The 21275-nt window shown below is 71.9% G+C and carries 14 protein-coding genes; 2 read left to right on the top strand and 12 right to left on the bottom strand.

The genetic code is table 11. The annotated features are described in order from the left end of the window. Positions 1 to 11: 11 nt before the first annotated feature. Genes AB0B64_RS01200 through AB0B64_RS01250 form a run of 11 tightly spaced genes read right to left on the bottom strand, consistent with a single transcriptional unit; the run spans position 12 to position 12274 of the window. The gene (locus AB0B64_RS01200; protein ID WP_357952292.1) at positions 12 to 1346 is read right to left on the bottom strand and encodes an MFS transporter; all 1335 of its coding nucleotides are present in this window, start codon (positions 1344 to 1346) and stop codon (positions 12 to 14) included. Next, entirely contained in the window at positions 1343 to 1768 is a 426-nt protein-coding gene (paaI, locus tag AB0B64_RS01205; protein WP_358173654.1) for a hydroxyphenylacetyl-CoA thioesterase PaaI, read from the bottom strand. Before paaI ends, AB0B64_RS01200 begins: the two co-directional genes overlap by 4 nt. Then, complete coding sequence (locus tag AB0B64_RS01210; RefSeq protein WP_358173657.1) at positions 1765 to 2613, bottom strand: SDR family NAD(P)-dependent oxidoreductase; 849 nt, start codon at positions 2611 to 2613, stop codon at positions 1765 to 1767. Before AB0B64_RS01210 ends, paaI begins: the two co-directional genes overlap by 4 nt. Then, positions 2610 to 3863, bottom strand: a complete 1254-nt coding sequence (locus tag AB0B64_RS01215; protein WP_357952289.1) for an MFS transporter — start codon at positions 3861 to 3863, stop codon at positions 2610 to 2612. The genes AB0B64_RS01210 and AB0B64_RS01215 overlap by 4 nt, the downstream gene beginning before the upstream one ends. Then, entirely contained in the window at positions 3860 to 5089 is a 1230-nt protein-coding gene (locus tag AB0B64_RS01220; protein ID WP_357952288.1) for an AMP-binding protein, read from the bottom strand. The genes AB0B64_RS01215 and AB0B64_RS01220 overlap by 4 nt, the downstream gene beginning before the upstream one ends. After that, positions 5086 to 6078 (bottom strand): hypothetical protein, encoded by a 993-nt coding sequence (locus AB0B64_RS01225; RefSeq protein ID WP_357952287.1) that lies wholly within the window; start codon positions 6076 to 6078, stop codon positions 5086 to 5088. Before AB0B64_RS01225 ends, AB0B64_RS01220 begins: the two co-directional genes overlap by 4 nt. Beyond that, positions 6075 to 7445 carry a lysine 2,3-aminomutase gene (locus AB0B64_RS01230; RefSeq protein ID WP_357952286.1) on the bottom strand — a complete coding sequence of 457 codons (1371 nt, stop codon included), beginning with the start codon at positions 7443 to 7445 and terminating at the stop codon, positions 6075 to 6077. Before AB0B64_RS01230 ends, AB0B64_RS01225 begins: the two co-directional genes overlap by 4 nt. Next, complete coding sequence (locus AB0B64_RS01235; protein WP_357952285.1) at positions 7442 to 9142, bottom strand: class I adenylate-forming enzyme family protein; 1701 nt, start codon at positions 9140 to 9142, stop codon at positions 7442 to 7444. Before AB0B64_RS01235 ends, AB0B64_RS01230 begins: the two co-directional genes overlap by 4 nt. After that, complete coding sequence (locus AB0B64_RS01240) at positions 9135 to 10481, bottom strand: FAD-dependent oxidoreductase (protein WP_358173660.1); 1347 nt, start codon at positions 10479 to 10481, stop codon at positions 9135 to 9137. The genes AB0B64_RS01235 and AB0B64_RS01240 overlap by 8 nt, the downstream gene beginning before the upstream one ends. Further along, a complete protein-coding gene (locus tag AB0B64_RS01245) occupies positions 10478 to 10714 on the bottom strand; it encodes a phosphopantetheine-binding protein (RefSeq protein ID WP_357952283.1) in 237 nt (78 codons plus the stop codon). The genes AB0B64_RS01240 and AB0B64_RS01245 overlap by 4 nt, the downstream gene beginning before the upstream one ends. Before the next feature lie 12 nt (positions 10715 to 10726). Then, positions 10727 to 12274 (bottom strand): amino acid adenylation domain-containing protein, encoded by a 1548-nt coding sequence (locus AB0B64_RS01250; RefSeq protein WP_357952282.1) that lies wholly within the window; start codon positions 12272 to 12274, stop codon positions 10727 to 10729. Positions 12275 to 12478: 204 nt separating this feature from the next. Between AB0B64_RS01250 and AB0B64_RS01255 the strand changes: the two genes are divergently transcribed. Further along, positions 12479 to 14431 (top strand): BTAD domain-containing putative transcriptional regulator, encoded by a 1953-nt coding sequence (locus AB0B64_RS01255; RefSeq protein ID WP_357952281.1) that lies wholly within the window; start codon positions 12479 to 12481, stop codon positions 14429 to 14431. Here AB0B64_RS01255 and AB0B64_RS01260 read toward each other — a convergent pair. After that, entirely contained in the window at positions 14404 to 18189 is a 3786-nt protein-coding gene (locus tag AB0B64_RS01260; protein ID WP_358173663.1) for a S8 family serine peptidase, read from the bottom strand. The two genes, AB0B64_RS01255 and AB0B64_RS01260, sit on opposite strands and share 28 nt — an antisense overlap. 169 nt (positions 18190 to 18358) lie before the next feature. Between AB0B64_RS01260 and AB0B64_RS01265 the strand changes: the two genes are divergently transcribed. After that, positions 18359 to 21265: an AAA family ATPase gene (locus tag AB0B64_RS01265; protein WP_358173665.1), complete on the top strand. Its 2907-nt coding sequence runs from the start codon at positions 18359 to 18361 to the stop codon at positions 21263 to 21265. Positions 21266 to 21275: the final 10 nt, after the last annotated feature.

Here is a 21275-nt window from a genome sequence, read left to right on the forward strand (position 1 = left end):
GATCCGGCGGGTCAGATCCGGCTGTGGGCCAGGCTGGGGATTCGGGTCAGCAGCACCCGGCGGCGGTAGAACCACCAGTTCGTCGCCAGGAACACGGCGTAACCGGCGACGAACACGTACAGCGCCAGGTCGATGGATCCGGTCTGGCCGATGGAGATGGCGAAACCGCGCGGGATGAGGAACCCGCCGAACGCGCCGATCGACGAGGCGATGCCGATGGCCGCCGCGGCCTCCCGCCTGGCGCGCAGCCGCGCGTCCGGCTCGCCGTGCGCCGCCTGGATGGTAAAGATCGCCGGAATCATCCGGTACGTGGACCCGTTGCCGATCCCCGACGCGGTGAACAGCAGCAGGAACGCGCTCAGGAAGAGCGGGAACCCGTGCTGCCCGAGCCCGGCGAGCGCGCCGACGACCCCCACCGCCATGGCCATGAAGGACCACGCGGTGACCCTGGCCCCGCCGTACCTGTCGGCCAGCCACCCGCCGACCGGCCGCGACAACGAGCCGACCAGAGGGCCAAGGAAGGCGAAGTACGGCGACGCGGACTCGGCGAACGTCGCGTTGACGACCAGCGGGAACGCCGCCGAATAGCCGATGAAGGAGCCGAAGGTGCCGATGTAGAGGAAGGACATCACCCAGGTGTGCTTGCGCAGGAACGCCCGCCCCTGGGTGCCGAAGTCGGTCTTGGCCACGGCCAGGTTGTCCATGAAGAAGTACGCGCACATCGCGGCGGCCACGATCGGCACGACCCACACCAGGCCGGCGTACACCAGGCCCGCGCTCGCCACGAGCGGGATCAGCAACTGCACGACGGCCACCCCCAGGTTGCCGCCGGCGGCGTTCACGCCCAGCGCGAACCCCTTGTGCCGCTCGGGATAGAAGTAGGAGACGTTGGCCATGGAGGAGGCGAAGTTCCCGCCGCCGAACCCGGCCACCGCCGCGGCGATCAGGAACATCCAGTACGGGGTCGCCGCATCCGTGACCATCCAGGCGAGCAGCCCTACCGGAAGCAGGAGCAGCAGCGCGCTGGCCACGTTCCAGTTGCGGCCGCCGAAGGCCGAGACCGCGAAGGTGTAGGGCAGCCGCAGCGTGGCCCCGACCAGGTTCGGCACCGCCACCAGCCAGAAGAGCTGGTCGACGGTGAAGGGAAAGCCCGCCTTGGGGAGGAGGACGACGATCGCGCTCCACAGCAGCCATATCGCGAAGCCGAGATGCTCCACGAAGATGGAGAAGACCAGGTTCCTGGTGGCGACGCGGCGCCCGGTGGCCGCCCAGAACCCCGGGTCCTCCGGTTCCCAGTGATCGATCCAGCGCCCGGTCCGCCGGGGCGCCGTCCGCTGCTCGCTCATGAATGCTTCCCTTCGCTGGTGGACCCATCGGGCCGGCCGGAGACCGTCACGCTCTGGCCGCGGAACTCCGCGACGATCTCGCCGGCCGGGCGGCGTACGGTCACGTCGTAGACGCCGTTCCTGCCGTACCTGACGCGCTCCGTGGCCTCGGCGACCAGCTCGTCACCGGCCGCGACCGGGCGCAGGAACGTCACCTGCGCGCTGTGCGCCAGCGTGACGCGGCCGTAGGAATTGCAGGCGTACGCGAACGCGGCGTCGGCGAGCAGGAACAGGTAGCCACCGTGGGCGATGCCGTGGCCGTTCACCATCTCGTCGGTGATCCGCATCCGCAGCCGCGCCCGGCCGGCGGCCACCTCCTCCAGCGCGATGCCGAGCGAGCGGCAGGCCGGGTCCTCGGTGGTCATACCGTTCATACCGTTCATACGGGGGCTCCGATCCAGGTCCTGGCCTGCGCCTGGACAGCCGACCCGTCCGGATCGGCGAGCTTCCGCGCCAGGTACGCCGCCACCCACTCGCTGGTGAGGACCCGGAACGGCGGCTCGTCCTCGCTCAGCGCGCGCACCACCACCTCGGCCACCTCCCACTTGGACTGGCCGGCGCCCTCCCAGCCCGCGCCGCGCACCCAGTCGAGGTAGCCGTCGAACGTCCGCGCGTACGGCCCCGAGGCCGCCCGGATGGTCCCCCGGTTGATGTCCGGAAAAATCCCGAACTCGGTGTCTGGTACGAAGCCGGGCACGACCACGCTGACCCGCACCCCGTGCACCGCCGCGACCGGAGCCAGGCTCTCCATGAACCCTTCGACCGCGCACTTCGCCGCCGCGTACGCCTCGTTGAACGGCTGGCCCACGACCCCGTGCACGCTGCCGATCGTCAGCAGCCGGCCACGGGCGGCACGCAGCAGCGGCATCGCGACCCGGCTCACGGCGATGACGCCGAAGAAGTTCACCTCCAGGTTGGCCCGCAGGGCCTCCATGGTGGACATCTCCATCGTCGGGTCGAAGTTGGAGACGCCGGCGTTGTTGACCACCGCGTCCAGCCGCCCGTACTCCTCCCGCACGCCCTGCAGGCACGAGTCGATGGACGCGGCGTCGGTGACGTCCAGGCGGCGGATGTCCAGCGTGACCCCGGCCTGGTCGGCCACCTCGCGCAGCGCGCCGTCCTTGCCCGGGTCGCGCATCGTCGCCACCACGGTGAACCCGGCCCTGGCGGCGGTGACCGCGGTGGCCAGGCCGATGCCGGAGGACGTACCGGTGATCAGCACGGTCATGCCGGGCTCTCCTCAAGGTTCTTGGCGCGGTTCATCAGCGGCTGGATCCCCACCGCGGGCAGGAAGGAGAACGCGGCCAGCAGCGTGCCGGCGACCATGACCACCTTGGCCGCGTCGAGCACGCCCAGGCTGCCGGTCAGCAGGGTGACCGCCGTGCCGCCGACGAGGGCGGCCAGCGGGATCACTCCCCAGGTCACGGTGCGGAAGGCCGCGTGCATCACGCCCTGGTTCTCGGCCGTCATCCGTGACTGGCGGATCGGGGCGCTGCAGACGTTGATGCACGACATGAAGAAGCCGTAGCAGCCGAACGTCACGGCGATCACGGGCGCGGCGGGCAGCGCGGGCGCGGCGAGGATGCCCAGGCCGACCAGGCAGTGCAGCAGCAGTCCCCAGGCCATGGTCCGGCCGAGGCCCAGCCGGTCGCTGATCTTGGGCGCGACGAGGGCGCCGATGACCGCGCCGCCCGCCCCGGCCGACATCGCCGCCCCGAACACGCCCACCGAGATGCCCAGGCCCTGGTAGGCCAGTACCGGCAGGACCGTGACGAAGATCGGGCCGCCCGAGTTCAGGGTCACGGCCGCGATGACCACCCGGCGCAGCACCGGATCGGCCCAGTTCAGCCGGAACCCCAGCACCAGCCGCGACCACACGGAACCCTGCTGGACGGCCTTGACCCCCCAGGGCCGCATGGCGCGGAAGCACGCCGCCGAGACCAGGTAGCTGGCCGCGTCGACGAGCAGCGCGGCCACCCCGAGCACGTGGTACAGGCCCGCCGCGATCGACGGCCCGGCCACCTCAGACACCGTGCTGCTGCCCTCAAGGCGCGAGTACGCCCGCACCAGCTTGTCCTCCGGCACCGTGGTGGGCACGGCGACGAGGTAGCCGACGTTGAAGAAGATCGTCGCGCCGCTGATCAGCGCCACGCAGACGAACAGCAACGGCGTCGACAGCACACCGAACCAGTAGGCCACGGGGATCGCCGTCACCGCCACCAGCCGTACGATGTCGCACAGCAGCATGGTCAGGCGCTTGTCCCACCGGTCGACCAGCACCCCGGCGACCGGCCCCAGCACGGGGATGCCGAGGTACTGGGCCATGGCCACGACGCCCACCTCGAATGCGGAGGCGTGCAGCACGAAGATCATCAGGGTCGGGACCACGAACACCGTGACGCGGTCGCCGACGAGGCTCACCGTCTGACCGCCCCAGTACAGGTTGAACTGCCTGCCCAGGGACTCCGGTAACCTCACGGCTCCTCCCGTACGACGAAGCCGGCGGTCTTGCCGGTGCGCTCGTTGCTGATCAGCGCGTCGACGGCCGTGACCCGGAAGGCGTGCGGGTCGTGCTGGAAGGCCGTGCTGATCGTGAACGTCGCGGACATGAGCTCCGCCCGCAGCCGTTCGGGCAGGTCCGGCGGCGCGTCCGCGTCGGTCAGCAGCAGCACGTCCACCGCGGACACCCGGCCGCGCTGCTCGGTGATGAGGATCTGCGCCCGGGAGACGCCCGGCTCGCGCTCCGCCTGGGCGAGGATGTCGTCCACGTGCAGCCCCAGTCCGCGTACCTGGACCACCGAGTCGCGGCGGCCCAGCACCCGCAGCGCCCGGTCCTCCCGGCCGCACTCGCAGGTGACGAAGCGGCCGGCGTCGCCGGTGCGGTAGCGCAGCACCGGGTTGAGCATGTCCGGGTCGAGCGTGGTGAAGTCCAGCAGCTCGTCGGCGTCGGTGTGCACGAGCTGCGCGGGCAGCGGGTGGAAGACGTCGGCCGGGCACTGCGGGGTGTTGGTGCCGATCACCCAGGTTTCCGTGCTGCCGAACATGCCCCAGCGGCGCGCGTCCGGCGCCACCACGGCCATGTCCTCGTCGAGCTGGGGGTGCCACGCCTCCCCCAGCCAGAGCACCTTGCGCAGCGCGGGCAGGCGAACGCCGGTGGCCCGCGCGTGCGCGAACCACAGCCGCAGCACGCTGGGGGTGCCGCCGAACGCGGTCACGCCCTGGGCGGCGAAGAACGACAGCCAGTCGCCGTACTCCTCCTTCGTCACCGAGCCCAGCGCGATGACCCGGCAGCCGGACAGGTCGGCGAAGGCCCCGGCCAGGAAGTGGGCGCCCCACATGCGGCCGGCACCCCAGCCGTTGACGAAGACGTCGTCCGGGTCCAGCGGCCGCCACTGCTCGTACACGCCGGCCATGTAGAACCCGGTGGGGGCGTAGCCGACCTTGGGCGCGCCGGTGCTGCCGCCGCTCTGGAACAGCCAGGTGGCACCCTGCTCGGCCTTGGGCGTCAGGTGCGCCAGCGCCACGTTCAGGTCGTCCTTAGCCAGCGGGGGAAGCGCGGCGACGTCCTCCAGCGTGAGCAGCTTGTCGCAGCCGGCGTAGCGTGGCGCCAGCGCGGGCACGGTCTTGAGCCGCTCCAGGGCTCGGCGCGGGACGCGCAGATGCGGCTCGGCCGCCTCGGGCGACAGCGAGAACGATTCGGTCATTTCTTCACCTGACTTTCGGTCAGCCAGCGGGTGTGGGCGTCGCGGTAGGCCGTCCAGCGAGCCCGGGTGACCTCGCGCTGGAGCGTGCGGTGCGGGTCGCCGTAGTCCGGGGCGATCACACCGTCGGGTTCGAGCTCGGAGAACCAGTACCGTTCGCCGTCGAACAGGAAGTCGACGCAGAAGAAGGGGATGGGCAGCTTGTCGTAGAAGTACGCCGTCGCCTCGGCCAGCTCGGGCGGGACCGGCGGGAACTCCATCGCGCCGCCCCGGCTGGCGTTGGCGACCGGCGAGCCGGGCTCGGGGATCCGCTTCATCACGGCGTACGGCTCGCCGTCGACGACGTAGACCCGGTAGTCGACCGTGCCGTCGCCCAGGTAGGGCTGGATCACGAGCGTGGTGTCGCCGCCCTGCGCGAGGCTGGCCAGGCCGCGGATCTCTTCGGCGTCGCGGGCCAGGTTCACCCCGCCGCCGCCGCACCAGCCGGACGGCTTGACGATGGCCGGGTAGGTCAGGTTCGCCAGCGCCACCTCGTACAGGTGCTTGCTGGTGTCCCGCCCGGTTCCGATGCGGAGGGTGGGCACCGGCGGGATGGGCGAATCGTGCAGGTAGAGGACCGTGGCCAGCTTGTCGTTGGCGATGGGCGACAGGCTGGGCGGGAACGACAGGTAGAAGCCGGCCTGTTCCAGCACGGCGTACAGCGCGTACTGGTTGAAGACGTCCATGGACTGGTAGGGCAGCGAGTACAACGCGGTGATGAAGAGCGTGTCCTCCGGGGTGACGAGTTCGTCGTCCACGTAGACACGCGGTTTGCCGGTCTCCAGGCCGTCGACCGTCACCGCGTCCGGGGCATGCCGGCACCAGCTCAGGCCGAGCTCGGCGGCCACCTCGGCGTAGAGGTCCCAGAAGAAGGGGTGCCACATCGCGGTGCCCCGGGTGGACTCGCGGTCGGGAAAGATCCAGCACATGCGGCGCAGCGTGCTCGGGGTCATGGTCGTCCCTCTCCGTCGGCCCACCAGCGGCGGCCCGGCTCGGGCAAGGTGTCGATCGGGTCGTAGAAGGGGAACATGCGGTCCTCGACCGGCTGGAGCCCGATTCCGTGGTTCTGGCTCCAGTACGAGATGCCGCGTTCCCGGTCGTACTCCACCACCTGATGCACCCAGCGCTTGCCGACGTAGGGCACGTCGCACACGAGCCGCGGCGTCGCGTAGCCGGGGAGGTAGCCCATGATGGCTTCCTGCAGCCGCTGGGCCTGGTGGACCGGGATCCGCCAGTGTTCCGCGTTGGGGATCAGGTCGCAGAGGTAGAAGTAGTAGGGCAGGATTCCGGCCTCGCCGTGGAGCGCGAAACAGAGGTCCAGCAGGTCTTCCGTGGTCGTGTTCACGCCGCGCAGGAGCACGCCCTGGTTGCGCACGTCCCGTACGCCCGCCTCGAACATGACCCGGGCCGCCTCGGCGACCAGCGGCGTCACCGACCGGGCGTGGTTGGCGTGGGTGTGGATGGCCAGGTTCACGCCGCGGGCGCGGGCGATGGCGGCCACCCGGCCCATCCCTTCGACCACGCGGGGCTGGAGCCAGTGCTGGGGCAGGCCGATCAGCGCCTTGCTGGCCAGGCGGACGTCCCGGACGGACTCCAGTTCGAGCAGCCGCAGCAGGAACGCCTCCAGCCGCGGCCACGGCAGGTTGGCCACGTCGCCGCCGGAGACCACCACGTCGCGTACGCCGGGCGTGCGCTTGAGGTAGTCCAGCATCAGCTCCTGCCGATCGACGGGCTTGAGCGCGAGCCGGGCCTTGACGACCTGCGGCGTCGAGGTGCCGACCAAGTCCATCCGGGTGCAGTGCCCGCAGTACTGCGGGCAGGTGGACAGCAGTTCGGCCAGCACCTTCGTCGGGTAGCGGTGGGTCAGCCCCTCCACCACCCACATCTCGGCCTCGTGCAGCGAGTCGCGGCGGGCGCGCGGATGGCTGGGCCAGACCGGATGCCGGTCGGAGCGGACCGGCAGCAGGTAGCGGCGGACCGGGTCCGCCAGGAAGGCCCGGGTGAACGCGGCCGGATCGCTCACGGGCTCCGGCGTCATCACGTTGAGCAACTGCGGCGTGATGAGCATGGACATGGTCGCGAACCGGGCCACGTCGGCCGCCAGGTCGGCGTAGAAGGACCCCTGGAGCAGGTCGCCCACCACCGCGCGCAGCTGCCCGGCGTTCTTCACGCAGTGGGCGCGCTGCCACTGGGCATCGCGCCACTGCGCGTCGGTGACGCCGCGCCAGCCCGGCAGCCGTCGCCAGTCCGGCTCGACGAGCGGACGGCGCACATAGGTGTACGGGCCGCGGGCGGCGTCGGCGTTCATCTGATGGCTCATCCGGTGAACAGCACCGCGTGGCGGGTACGGAGCTCGCGCTTGAGCACCTTGCCCGTGGGGCCGAGCGGATAGTCCTCGTCGGTCCGCGCGATGATCACGGTGGCGAGCGTGGCCAGACCGGCGTCGGCGAGGGCCTTGTTCGCCTTGTCCATGACCTCGTCGGCGGTGGCGTCGGCGGCGCCGGCCTGCAACCGCACCACGGCGATCGGGCGCTGCCCCTCCCCCGCCTTGCCGGGCACGCCCACGACCGAGCAGTCCTGGACGAGGTCGGCGCAGTCGGCGATGAGGATCTCCTCGATGGGCAGGCTGTAGACCGGCCCCGTCGCGGTGTCGATGACATCCACGGTGCGGTCGAGGTGGTAGAAATTGCCCTCGCTGTCCCGGCGCGCCACGTCCCCGGTCAGCCAGTAGCCGTTGAGCTCGAAGCTGCTGGTCAGCCGCGGGTCGTTCCAGTAGCCCGGCGTACGCGAGGGGGTGATCACGGCCAGCAGGCCGACGGTGCCGTCGGGCACCTCCTCGCCGTTCTCGTCCAGCACCGCGGCCTTGATCACCGCGTCCTGCGCCTTGCCCACGCACCGGTCGTCGCGCGGGGTCTCCGGCGCGGTCACCTGGCCGAAGAGCGCCATCCCCATCTCCGAGGAGCCGAGCCCGTCGACGAACTGGGAGCCGGGCAGCGGCTCGCCGGCGTCGCCCTGCGGAAGCAGCCACGACTTGATCAGGCCGGCGGGCCGCTCGCCGAGCTCGACCAGCCGCCTGATGTGCCCGTAATGGGCGCTGTCTCCGGTGTTGAACCAGGAGTGGACCTTCGCCGCCCCCTTGACCGGCAGCTCGCCGGTGGCCAGCTCCACGAACGTCCGGGGGAAGGAGGCCACCATGGTCGGCTGGAACGCCTCCATCACCGGCTCCACGACCGTGCGCCGCCAGTCCGCCATGACCACGGTCGGCAGTCCGAGCAGCACCGCCGTGAGGAAGTAGCTGAGCCCGCCGGCGTGGGTGTGCGGCATGAGCGACATCAGCTTGTCGTACGGCTCGGCGGGGAAGCGCAGCATCCGCGGCTGCTTGCCGTCCCAGAAGCTGCGATGCCCGAGCGTCGTCGACTTCGGGGTGCCGGTGGTGCCGGAGGAGTGGATCAACGCCACGATGTCGTCGGGAGCGTGCTGGTAGGGGTACTCCTCCGGTAAGCGGCCGGAGTCGGCGTCGTAGGCCCGTACCTCGGCGGCCAGGGCGATGAACCTGGGCCTGGTCTGCGGGGCATTGCGGTAGGCCATCTGCAGCCTGGTCGTGTCGTCGGCGACGATGCCGACGACGCCCACGTGGTCGAGGTAGCGGACCATGACGTCGGCCCGCATCGCGTCGTTGATCATCGTCGGGATGGCGCCGAGCGCCGTGAGCGCCAGGAAGTGGAGCAGCGGTTCGAGCCCTTCGGCCACCACGATGCCCACCGGCTCGCCGGGCCGCACCCCGTTGGCCCAGTACCACTTGGCGTACCGGTCGCGCAGCGCCGCGAGGTCGACCAGGCTGTGGCCGCGCAGCACCACCCGGCCTCGGTGGTCGTTGTGGTGGCTGTAGACGAACGGCACCGCCCGGTTCGGGTTGGCCGCCAGGGCGTGGTCGAGGAAGTTGCCCGCGCCCAGGCCGGGCTCGGTCATGAATCCCTGCCGGACGGCCAGGGGAGCGATGGACGTGCTGTCAGTCATGGATGTCCCTCCATCGGTACGTCGCGCTTATCTCCGCGGCCACCCGGTGCCCCGATCGGATGGCTCCTTCCATCAGTCCGAAGAACTCCGTGCTCGTCTCGGTGCCGGCCCAGTGCACCCGCCGGTGGGGGGCCGTCAGCCGCGGGCCGAGCCGCGGCCAGTCGCCCGGCCCGAACAGCGCCGCGTAACAGCCCCGGCTGTAGCGCTCGTGGACCCAGTCGGTGATGTGGCAGCCGATCGGCTCCGGCAGCCCGGGGAACAGCCGCGCCGCCTGGGCGACCGCCTGCTCGCGCTGCTCGGCGGCGGGCAGCGCGGCGTACCTGTGCGCCTCCCCGCCGGTCACGAACCCGGTCAGCACACCCACTCCGCCGTCCACCGGCGAGTCGTCCACGGTGGACAGCAAGGGGCCGCGCGCGTTGACCGACCAGCCGGACAACCCCTGCTCCCGCCAGGCCGGCGTCGGGTACACCAGGTGGACCTTCACCGCGCAGCCGGGCGCCGTACGCTCGCCGGAGCGGGTCTCGGGCAGGCCGGGCCGGTGGTCGATCGCGTCGGCGAGCGACGGCGGCACCGCGACGACCACGGCCTTGGCCCGTACCGATCCGGTCGCGGCGACGACGGTCACGCCGTCGCCGTCCTGGTGGATCGCGCGCACCGGCTCGCCCAGCCGCACCCGGTCGCCCAGTCCGGCGGCCAGCCGCCGGCACACCTGGTGCGCGCCGCCGTCGATCCGGTCCTCCTGCGCGCCGCCCGCGAAGGCGTTCAGGTAGCGGATCCCGCCACCCGAGCGCAGGTAGAAGGCCATGTGCAGAACGGACACGGCCGCCGGGTCGGCGGCCATCATCTCGCCGAGGAACAGCGGGAAGAACAGCCGCGCGTCCGGGTGACGCAGGTGCTCGCGCGCCCACTCGGCCGCGGTCAGCGCGTCCAGCCGGGCGGCGCCCGCCGACAGCCAGGGGGCGTCCGCGCGCAGCCCGCGGTCCAGCTCGTCCAGCGCGTCGAACAGCTCGCCGAGCGCGACCGCCGACAGCGGCGGGAACCGGCCGGCCCGGGTCTGGCCCTGCCCCTCGCCGCCGAGCGCGAACCGGCTCGCGCCGGTCATGGTGGTCGGGGTGGTCTTCAGGTCCAGCTCGGCCAGCAGGGCGGTCAGGGCTGTGTGCCGGTCTCCCAGGTACGCGGCGCCCGCGTCCACCCAGACGCCCGGGGCGACCTCGATGCCGTGCGTACGGCCGCCGACCCGCTCGCGTGCCTCGAGGACGGTGACCTCGACGCCGCTCGCCACCAGGTCCGTGGCGGCGGTGAGCCCGGCCAGGCCGGCTCCCACGACGACGACGCTCATGCCGGGCTCGCGCTCTGCTCGGCGCTCGCGATCTTCTTGGCCAGGGCGCTCGGGGTCGGCGCGTCGAGGAAGTCGTCGAAATCCAGTTCAACGCCGCTGGTACGGGCGATCGCGCTCAGTACACGGGTGGCGAGCAGCGAATCCCCGCCCATGACGAAAAAGTCTGAGTCCGCGCTGACTTCCGGATTCTCCAGGACACGCTGAAATACCGCCGAGACGGCGTTGACATTCACGGAATGGTCTCCTCAAACGGTGGCGGACGCGTATCGCCGATGCGAACCGGCCCGGTCGACTTTTCCGCTCGCCGTGTAGACGAGTTCGGGGACGACGGTGATCCGGCTGGGCACGAGATGACAGGGGACGCGGTCGCGCAGGTAATCCCGGACATCGGCGGCCAGCGTCGTGCCGCCGTCGGCGGGTCGGCCGGGGACGATGTAGGCCGCGAGCGTCGTGTGGTCGGCGACGGTGACGCCCGCCACCGCCACGGCGCGCACTCGCGGATGACCGGAGATCTGCGCCTCTACCTCGCCCGGATCGACCCGGATGCCGCGGATCTTGAGCTCGTGGTCGAGCCGGCCTTCGTGCGTGAGCGTGCCGTCGGCGGCCACGCCGACCCGATCGCCGGTACGGAAGTACCGCTCGGAGCCGAGCTCGACGAACCGCTCCGCCGTCGCCTCCGGCAGGCCCCGGTAGCCCAGCGCTAGTGACGGACCGCCGACCCGCAGCTCGCCATCCTCGCTGACGTGCTGCCCGACGTGCGGCAGCGGCCGCCCGATCGGCACCCGCTCCCCCGCTCCCCCTGCTGCCAGCGGGCCGTGCAGGTCTATGGCGTGGGTGATGAGCGTCGTCTCCGTACACCCGTAGGTGTTGACCAGGCGGATCCCGTCGGTGTCGAGCGCGCGCCAGTCGGCCAGCCGCGCCGCGCTCACGGCCTCCCCGCCGATGACGACCAGCCGGACGCAGGCGGGCAGCGTGGCCCCCTCGTCCACCAGGTGGCGCACCAGCTCGTGCCAGAACGCCGACGGGAGGTCCAGCACGGTGATCCGCTCGGCGGCGATCATGCGCAGCATGCGATGGAACGATCCCGAGTGTGCGTGGTCGTGGAAGACCAGCGTCGCGCCGGTGGTGAGGGTGGGCAGGATCTCCTCTAAGCAGGTGTCCCAGTTCAGGGACGCGAACTGCAGGACGCGGTCTTCGGGGGTGAGGCCGAACAGCTCCCGCAGCGCGCCGGTCACGACGGCGATGGCCCGCCTCGGGGTCACCACGGGCTTGGGCGCGCCGGTGGATCCGGACGTGAACAGGATGTAGGCCGGATCGTCCCCGGCGACGACGACCTCCGTGTCCGGTGTACGGGCGGCCTGGCCCGCTTCGGCGCGGGAGGGGAGATCGGGAAGATCCACCAGGCGCACGCCGGGCTCACTGGGGTCGGCGGGATCATTGGGACTGCTGGTGGGCTTGGTGGGCTTGGTGGAATTGGTGGTGGGGATCAGCGTCGTGCACCCGCTCGCCGACATCAGCGCCCGCCGCCTCGGCAACGGGAATCCCGGATCGATCGGTACGTACGTTCCGCCCGCCACCAGGATGCCGAGCAGGGCGGCCACCGTCTCCGGCGACCGGGACGCCAGCACCCCGACCACCCCGGGACGCGGGCCCAGCCGCCGGCCGGTCGCGCACATCCACGCGTGGAGTTGGGCGTAGGTGAGGGTCTGGCCGTTGTACGCGATGGCCGGGCGGTCGGGATGGCGGCCGGCCGCGCCGGCGAAGTCCTTGATCAGGTCGTACGGATAAAACAAGGTTGCCTCTTTCCGAGCTGACCCCGGGGAGCACCGCGTATTTTCATCCCACGGTCATTCGACGTCGAATGCACCCCGGAGAACGCGTTCAGAGTGCCGCACGGCGCTGCAGGGGGGCTTGATTCCGGAAGGATTTCTACTGGACTGCGTCTCGTGTCTTTCGTATGGCGGCCTGTAACCACGACGTGCCAGACGGGGAGCGATATGCCAGACGGATTAGAACTGCAGGGCCTCGGCCAAGCGCTGAAGATCGGACTGCTGGGAGCGGTGCGAGCGTGGCACGGACATCAGGAGGTCTTACTCGGACCACCCCGGCAGCGGGCGGTGCTGGCCTTGCTGGCGCTGGAGGCGGGCCGGACCGTGTCGGTCGAACGATTGATCGAAGGGCTGTGGGGAGAGCGGGCCCCCACGGGCGCCCGGGGCATGGTGCAGGGGTACGTCTCGCGGCTGCGGCCCGCCCTGGCCAGAGCCAACGTCACGATCGCGTACTACTCGCAGGGTTACCTGCTCAGGCTCGCCGCTGAGCAGGTGGACGTACACGAGTTCAGGAACGCGGTCGCCCGCGCGCGGACGATGGAGTCCGCCGAGGCACGGGCCGCCGGGCTCAGACGCGCGCTGGCGCTGTGGCGGGGCGAGCCCTTGAGCGGCGTCTCCGGCGGAGGGCTGCTGGACCTGCTGCGCGACGCCCTCGTCGAGGAACGGCTCGCGGTCACCGAGGAATGCCTGAACGCCGAGACGCGGGCGGGCCGGCACGCCGGGCTGGTCCCCGAGCTGATCGCGCTCGTCGCGGAGAACCCGTTCCGGGAGGGCCTGGTCGGCTTGCTCATGCTGGCGCTGTACCGGGCGGGCCGGCGGGTGGACGCGCTGGAGCGCTACGAACGCACCCGCCGCCGCCTCATCGAGGAGCTGGGTCTGGACCCCAGTCCCGAGCTGCGGCAACTGCGCCAGCGGATCCTCCGGGGGAAGGTCTCCACCATCAGGTCACCCGACCTTTCGGCTCTCAACGGGGTCGCTCTCAACGAGGGCGAGACGTGGGACGCGTCGGCGATGCCGGCGCAACTGCCGCCGGAGCCGGGGCAGTTCACCGGGCGGGCGGCCGAGCTCCGTCTCCTGGACTCGGCCGCGACCGGCGGCGACACGGCGGCGATCTCCATGGTCACGGGCACGGGCGGGGTGGGGAAGACGGCGCTGGCCGTCCACTGGGGGCACCGGATGCGCTCGCTGTTCCCGGACGGCCAGCTCTACGTCAACCTGCGCGGCCACTCGCCGGAGCGTCCGCTGCGCCCGATCGAGGCGCTCGGGCAGTTCCTGCGCGGGCTCGGCGTGCCCGCCGAACGGGTGCCGCACGCGGAGGAGGAGGCCAGCGCCGCCTATCGCAGCCTGCTCGCCGACAGGAGGGTCCTGGTGATCCTGGACGACGCGGGCAGCGAGGAGCAGGTCCGTCCGCTCCTGCCCGGCGGCCGGCGCTGCGCCACCGTGATCACCAGCCGGGACCGGCTGACCGGCCTCGTCGCCCGGGACGGCGTGATCCCCGTTCCGCTCGGCATGCTGGCCCCGGACGAGGCGGGCACCCTGGTCGGCCGGCTCCTCGGCGACGAGCGCCTGGCGGCCGAGCGGGACGCCGCCCGTGAGCTGGCCAGTGCCTGCGGCTACCTGCCACTGGCGCTGCGCGTCGCGGCGGCCGGCGTCCTCGGCCGACCCGCCGGGGGCATCGCCGGCCAGGTGCGCCGCCTCGCCGGGACCCGGCTGTCCTCGCTGGCGGTCAACGGGGATCCGCACGCGGCGGTGCGTGGGGCGTTCGACCTGTCCTATCGTCGTCTGGACCCGCCGTCACGGCGGCTGTTCCGGCTGCTCGGCCTCATCCCCGGGCCGACGTTCACCGCCGAGACCGCCGCCGCGCTCTCCGGTGCGCCCCCGGACGAGACCGACCTCCTGCTGTGCCGGCTCGCCGCCGCGCACCTCATCGAGGAGAGTGAGCCGGGCCGTTACACCTTCCACGACCTGATGCGGGAGTACGCCCGCGAGCGTGCCCGAGCCGAGGAGAGCGAGCTCGACCGTACCCTCGCCGAAGCCCTGACACGCCTCGCGCGCCCCCGGCGGGAGCCGGAGGCGCGCGATTCACTCCAGGATCAGGGCTTCTTCCAGGGCTCGAAGTAGGCCACCGTCGCGAAGTCGATCTCCAGCGCGTCGGGCGGGCTCCCGCCTGTCGCGCTCGATCCGGTCACGAAGATCCGGACCCCGGCACCGCCGGCCGCGTCCACGGCGAGCGCGTGCGCGTTGTCCGAGGCGCCGGCCGGGCCGTCGTAGTGGCCCGTCCAGGTCTGCCCGCCGGTCGCGGCGTCGTAGGCGATCGTCACGTAGTCGCCGCCCCTGGCCTCGTCGTCCGTGCTCTGACCGGTGACGACGACCTTGCCGCCGTCCGGCGTCACGGCGAGGTCCCAGGCGACGTCGTCGCCCTTCGCCTGGCCGTCGTAGCGCTGGACCCAGGACCGCTTACCCGTGGCGGGATCGTAGGCGATCGTGGTGTAGTCCGACCGCGTCCCTTCGCCCTCGGTGTTGCCGGTGACGTACAGCTTGCCGCCGCCGGGCGCCAGGGTGATGTCGTGCGGGTTGTCGCTGCCGTGCGCGGCGCCGTCGTAGCGGTCCGCCCAGATCTCCTTTCCTGAGGTGGTGTCGTAGGCGATCGTGGTCATGTCCGTCTGCGTGCCGGGGGCTTGGCTGGCTCCGGTGATGAAGACCGACTTACCGTCCTGGGCGACCGACATGCCGACGGGGATGTCGATGCTGTTCGACGGGCCGTTGTGCCGGGCCGTCCAGAGTTGCTCGCCGGTGCGGGCGTCGTAGGCGACCGTGCCCCAGTCGGACAGGCCGGTGCCGGGCTCGCCCTGGCTCTGGCCGGTGACGACGAGCTTGGACCCGTCCGGCGTCACCTTGATCGCCCTGGCGTCGTCGGTGGCCGCTCCGGGCCCGTCGTAGTACGCGAGCCATGTACGCTCACCGCTGTCGGCGTTGTAGGCGACCGTGAAGAAGTCGTCCTTGCCGCCCTCGGCCAGCGTGGACATCCCGGTGACGTAGACGCTCTTCCCGTCGGGCCCGATCGTCAGCGCGTTGGCGAAGTCCGACAGACCCGCCGGCCCGGTGTGCCGGGCGATCCAGCGCTCCTGGCCGGTGGCGGTGTCGTACGCGATCGTGACCGCGTCGTTGCCGGTCTCCTTCCCGGCGCTCGTGCCGGTGACGAAGAGCTTGCTCCCGTCGGGGCTCACCTCGAGCGCGTGCGGTTCGTCATAGTTCCCCGCGGGGCCCGTGTAGCCCTTGCTCCACAGCTCGGCGCCGGTCGCCGCGTCGTAGGCGACGGTCTCGATCCGCGGGCTGAGCATGCCGGGCGAGGACCCGAAGCTCGCGCCGGTCACGTAGACCCGCTTGCCCTTGGGGTCCAGGGCGATGAACTCGGCGGAGTCCTGCCCGCCCGTGACTCCGTGGGTGGCCGCCCATGTCTCGGGCACCGGACGCAGGATGACGGGGACGCGTACGGTGTGGCGGCCGTCCTTCCAGATGAGCCGCCCGCCCTGGTAGCTGTTCATCGGGGCGGTAGTGCGGGTGAAGGAGACCGCGAACGACTTCGTCTGCCCCGCCCGCAGCGTGATCCGGCTCGGTGTGACCTTGGCCGTGATCCCGGTCAGGCCGGCGGTGGAGGCGGTGTACGTGGCGGTCGAGCGGCCGACGTTGGTGACCTTGCGGGTCACCGTCTGGGTGCCGGCCATCCGCCCGAGCGAGATCGAGGGCACGTTCAGCTCACGCGCCTGGAGCGAATAGCCCTTCTTGGCCAGCGCGTCGCAGACCTGGTCCGACACGCCCTTGGTCGTGGCGCACAGGAACGCGATCCAGTCCTTGATGCCGCTGTCGTAGACCAGGCCGGGGTCGGCGGCGCTGTTCGGGGTGACGTGGCCGGCACCCTGGCTGAAGATCACCGACGGGTCGGTGCCGGGCCCGTCGAGGATGTCGGAGCCGCTCGTCATCAGCGCCGACTTGATCGCCATCGGCGACCAGTCCGGGTGCAGGTCCTTCAGCAGCGCGGCGAGCCCGGCGACGTGCGGGGCCGCCATCGAGGTGCCGCTGGAGATGTTGAACTCGGCCCCGTTGGCGCCCGGCGGCGCGAACGCCGCGAGGATGTCCTGCCCCGGAGCGATCACATCCGGCTTCAGCAGGTCGCCGCCCGCGGCGTACAGCGGGCCGCGCGAGGAGAACTCCGCGACGTACGGAGCCGGCGTGTTGTTGTTGATCTTGGCCTGGTCGATCGTCGCCGTCGCGCCGTCGGCGGCGGCGTAGTCCTTGACGGCCTGCCTGTCCTTGACTGCGAGGTGCACCGTGGGCAGGGAGTGGAGGTCGGCGTTGAGCGAGTTCTCGTCGGTGTTGGTGAGGATCATGCCGACGCCGCCCGCCTCGGCGACGGCCACGCTCTTGTTGACGCGGGGCGTCTCGCCGCGGTCGCAGACGACGATCTTGCCTTTCACCTTGGCCGGGTCGAGCACCGCCTTGCCGTCGTTGTCCCTGGCGGCGTAGCACTGCGCCAGCCGTGTCGGATCGGCGCCGGGCAGCCCCGCCGCCGTGGCGTCCACGAGCGGCGCGGGCCCGACCTTGGTGGCGGCCAGCGAGGCGCCGCTGTAAGTGGTGCCGTTGCCGAGCGTCGCCGACCCCTGCGTGCCGCGGTTGTGCGTACCGGCCGCGACCGTGGTCACCCAGGGAGACGGGTGCGCCACGGTGGCGGCGGCCGGGCCGCTGTTGCCGCCCGCGGCGGCGACGAAGACGCCCGCCTCCGCGGCGGACAGGAACGCCATCTCCGCCGGGTCGAGGAAGTCCGACTGCGTACCCGAGACCGAGTAGTTGATGACGTCGACACCGTCCGCCACCGCCTGGTCGATGGCGGCGACCAGGTCCGAGTAGTAGCCGTTGGCCGTCGAGGCGTCCTGCGTCGACCAGAGCGCCTTGTAGGCGGCGATCCGGGCCCGCGGCGCGATGCCGCTGATCTTGCCGAACGCCGCGGCCGCCCCGGTCGCCGGCACGCCGTAGTTGCCGCCCGAGGTGGAGGAGGTGTGCGTGCCGTGCCCGTTGTAGTCGCGCGGCGACAGGAACTCCCACGGGAGCTGCTCCTTGATTCCCGCGTCACCGCCCCACCCGGCGTCGAAGTGCTTGGCGGCGATCAGCTTGCCGTTGCACATCCCGCTGTTCCAGGAGTCGTCCGGGCTCCCCGTCGTACACGTGCCGTGGAATCCGCGAACCGGGCCGTACGGCTTCCCGTCCGCGTCGCGGCCGTCGAAGCTCTTGCTGGCCGGCCAGATGCCGCTGTCGATCACGCCGATGACCAGGCCCTCGCCGGCGCCCTTGCCCGGGCGCTTGCCGGTGGGCCCGCCCAGCTGGTCCCAGAGTCCGCCGCGCGCGTCCAGCCCGAGGAAGGACGGCGTCGAGGACGTCTGCACCGAGACCTTCTTGTCCTCGACCACGGTCACGACGTCGGACATCGCGCGCAGCTGCGACGCCTGGGACGCGGTCAGGCGGGCGGCGAAACCGCCGTAGGAGTAGGCGTACTCGTAGACCTTCTCACCGCCGACCTTCTTGAGCGCGGCGTCGTGCCGGCCGCGCAGGTGGTCGACGTACCTGGTCACCTCGGTGGAGCGGGGATCGATCTTCTCGCCCCGCTGCGGCTTGGTCTCGGACAGCCCGGCCACGTCGCCCTCGTACGTCACGACGGGGTCGGCGGCCATCTGCACGATGTAGGTCTTCTGCTGTTCCGGTTCGGCTTCCGCGGTCACCGGACCGGGCCAGGCCGCTCCGGTCAGCGTCAATCCGGCTAATGCCATGGCCGCCACCAGCCGGCGGCGCCTGCTGGTAGTGCGTCCAGGAGATGTGGACAGATCCATCGTCGCCCCTCAGTGCATCGCCGCGGATCACGCGGACGATCGCCGAGGCTATTGAGAGCCGGCCGGAAGGAGCATCCGTACCGTATACGGATTTTTGGCCGCCACTTACCGCGGGTTTAAGATCCGGTAGCCTGCTCATGCTGATACCAGCAGGTAGGGGGTTCGCCACATGCCCTTGGGACCGGCCCGCATCGCCCCCTCGGGCTCCCTGTCCGACGTGCTCGTCGGCCGTCAGGCGGAGCTCGCGATCCTGCGCACGGTCATCACCGCTCCGCCCTCCCTCGCCCTGATCGAAGGCGAGGCGGGCATCGGCAAGAGCCGGCTGGTGAGCGAGCTGCTGGCCACACCCGGCCTGGCCGGGATCCGCCGGCTCGTGGGCCAGTGCGAGCAGCTTCAGGAACCCCTTCCGCTGTCCCCCCTGCTCGACGCCTTCCGCCTGGCCGGGGCCGAGCTCGCCCGGTCCCGCCCGGTCAACCCCGTCATCGGGGCGCTCGCGCCGCTGCTCCCCGAGATCGCCGAGCACCTGCCACCGCCCCTGCCGCCGCTGCCCGACCAGCGGGCGGAGCGGCACCGGGTGTTCCGGGCGGCCGTGGCCCTGCTCGACCATCTGAGCCCGCTGGTGCTGATCCTGGAGGACGTGCACTGGGCCGACAGCGGCACCCACGACTTCCTCGCCTTCCTCGCCGCCCACCAGCCGAGGCACCTGTCGGTGATCCTCACGGTCCGTACGGAGGCGGGGCTGCTCCCGATCCGGGAGGCCTTCGCCCGCGCGCCGTCGGGGCCGGCGCGGTCGGTCAGCCTCACCCCGCTGAGCAGGCCCGAGGTGGCCGAGCTGGCGCGGAGCATCCTGATGGCCGAGCTGCCGCCCACCTTCGCCGCCCTTTTGTACGAGAAGACGGGCGGCATCCCGTTCGTGGTGGAGGAGGTGCTCCGTACACTCCTGGAGCGCCTGCCCGCGAGCGAGATCCCCGGCCGGTCGGACGTCCTGGCCGAGCTCGCCGTTCCGACGGTGTTGCGCGACGTGGTGCTGCGACGGCTGTCCTCGCTCGACGACGCGGCGCAGGAGATCCTCGGCGCCGCCGCGGTCATCGGCATGACGCCCGATGACCGGGTGCTCGCGGAAGTCACGGAGCGCGGCCCGGCGCAGATCGCCCGTGCTCTCGGGCAGGCGCAGGCGGTCGGACTCCTGCACGAGGAGGACGGCCGCTGCCGGTTCCGGCACGCCCTGGCGCGGCAGATCGTGTACGAGTCCGTAGCCGTGTCCGGCCGGCGGTGGCTGCATCTCAGGACCGCGCGGGCCCTGGAGTCGGTGGCCGGTCCCCGACCGGTGGCCAGGCTCGCCCACCATTTCCGGCTCGCGGGCCGGACGACGGAGTTCGTCGGCAACGCCGAGGCCGCCGCCGACACCGCCCTGTCCCACGGCAACGACGCCACGGCGGCGCGGTTCCTGCTCCAGGCGCTGGAGATCGGCGAGCTACCCCGTGAGCTGCGCGTGCGGTTGGCCGTCAAGCTCGGCCGGGTGGCGGTCGACGGGCTGGCGCACACCCAGGCCGTACCGATACTCGAACGCCTGCTGGCCACCGAGCCGCTCCCCGCTCCGCTGCGTGGCGAGCTGCGCTTCGCCCTCGGCCGCCTGCTGCGTCAGCAGGGTGAGGCGCGGGCGGGCTACCTGCAGATCGAGGGCGCGATCGACGACCTCGCGGAGCGGCCCGCGCTCCTCGGCCGCGCGCTCGCCGTGCTCGCCGTACCGGAGACCGTGGTGAACCGGCACGTCAGCGAGCACACCGCGCGCTGCGAGCAGGCCGAGGAGGCCTCGCGTCGCAGCGGCGACCGGGACGTCGACATCGCGGTACGCATCGCGCGGGCGTCGCTTCTTCTGGAACAGGGCGACCCGGGAAGCTGGCGGCTGATCGATGACCTGCTGCGCGACGACGGTCTGCGGTCGGCGCCCAAAGAGCACGCCCGCGCCTGCCTCAACTGGGCGCAGGGCGCCCTGCACATCGGCCGGCTCGAACGCGCGCAGGGCCTGCTGGCCGAGGGCCGTCAGGCCGCCGACCAGGCCGAATATCTCCGGGTGGCGGACGTCGTCGAACTGGTGACGGCCGCCGTCGACCGAGCCGCCGGACGGTGGGAGGGGCTGGAACACCGCCTGCGTCCGCTGGAGGGCGCGTCGGCCACGTTCGCCGCCGGGTCCCTGGACTCGCGGCTGATGCGGGGCGCGCTGCTGGCGGCGAGGGGCCCGGCCGAGGAGGCCGTGACGGGCCTGGGCGAGGTGATCGCGATCGCCGAACGGGTCGGCGCCGTCTGGCCGCTCATCTCCGCCCGCATGACGCTGTCCCGGCTCCTGCTGACCCTCGACGACGCCGTAGGCGCCGTCGAGCAGGCCACCGCCGGGCTCGACCAGGTGCGGGCCAAGGGGAACTGGGTCTGGGGCGCCGAGACCGTACTGTGCCTCGTGGACGCCCTGGACACCCTCGGGAAGGCCGGCGAGGCCGCCGCGCTGGTCGACGAGCTGAGCGCCGCGATCGACGGCGCCGACGCGCCGATCGCGCAGGCCGCCGCGCTGAGCGCCCGGGCCGTCATCGCCCGCTCCCGGGCGGATCGGCTGACGGCCGAGCGGCTGATCGACGCGGCGCGCACCACGCTGCGGGAGGCCGGGCTCCGCTACGAGGAGGCACTGGCCGGCGAGCGCCTGGGCAGGTGGCGCTGCGAACGTGGCGCGGCCGACGGTGGCGACCTGCTCGAAAGCGCGCTGCGACGGTACGCGGCGATGGGCGCGGACCGGGACATCGCCCGCATCTGCCGGATCATGCGGCAGAACGGGGTGCCCATCCCCTATCCGTGGCGCGGCGGGCGGCCCTCTCATGGGCAGACGCTGTCGTCGCGGGAGCGGGAGGTGGCGCTGCTGGCGGCGGCGGGGAAGACCAACCAGGAGATCGCGACCGAGCTGTTCCTGTCCAGGCGGACCGTGGAGAGCCACATCTCCAGCTCGCTGCGCAAGCTCGGCCTGCTGTCGCGCAAGGAGCTCCGGGGCCTCACGGCGTTCCCGGCCGACCCGTCGGACTCGCCTGTCTGAGCCGAGCCCG

It is taken from the genome of Nonomuraea sp. NPDC049129 (genome assembly GCF_040648495.1).
Lineage (GTDB): Bacteria > Actinomycetota > Actinomycetes > Streptosporangiales > Streptosporangiaceae > Nonomuraea.

Coding starts and splice junctions, on each gene's coding strand:
- AB0B64_RS01200 (WP_357952292.1), bottom strand. CDS start 1,346: ATGAGCGAGCAGCGGACGGCGCCCCGGCGGACCGGGCGCTGGATCGAT.
- paaI (WP_358173654.1), bottom strand. CDS start 1,768: ATGAACGGTATGAACGGTATGACCACCGAGGACCCGGCCTGCCGCTCG.
- AB0B64_RS01210 (WP_358173657.1), bottom strand. CDS start 2,613: ATGACCGTGCTGATCACCGGTACGTCCTCCGGCATCGGCCTGGCCACC.
- AB0B64_RS01220 (WP_357952288.1), bottom strand. CDS start 5,089: ATGACCGAATCGTTCTCGCTGTCGCCCGAGGCGGCCGAGCCGCATCTG.
- AB0B64_RS01225 (WP_357952287.1), bottom strand. CDS start 6,078: ATGACCCCGAGCACGCTGCGCCGCATGTGCTGGATCTTTCCCGACCGC.
- AB0B64_RS01230 (WP_357952286.1), bottom strand. CDS start 7,445: ATGAGCCATCAGATGAACGCCGACGCCGCCCGCGGCCCGTACACCTAT.
- AB0B64_RS01235 (WP_357952285.1), bottom strand. CDS start 9,142: ATGACTGACAGCACGTCCATCGCTCCCCTGGCCGTCCGGCAGGGATTC.
- AB0B64_RS01240 (WP_358173660.1), bottom strand. CDS start 10,481: ATGAGCGTCGTCGTCGTGGGAGCCGGCCTGGCCGGGCTCACCGCCGCC.
- AB0B64_RS01255 (WP_357952281.1), top strand. CDS start 12,479: ATGCCAGACGGATTAGAACTGCAGGGCCTCGGCCAAGCGCTGAAGATC.
- AB0B64_RS01260 (WP_358173663.1), bottom strand. CDS start 18,189: ATGGATCTGTCCACATCTCCTGGACGCACTACCAGCAGGCGCCGCCGG.
- AB0B64_RS01265 (WP_358173665.1), top strand. CDS start 18,359: ATGCCCTTGGGACCGGCCCGCATCGCCCCCTCGGGCTCCCTGTCCGAC.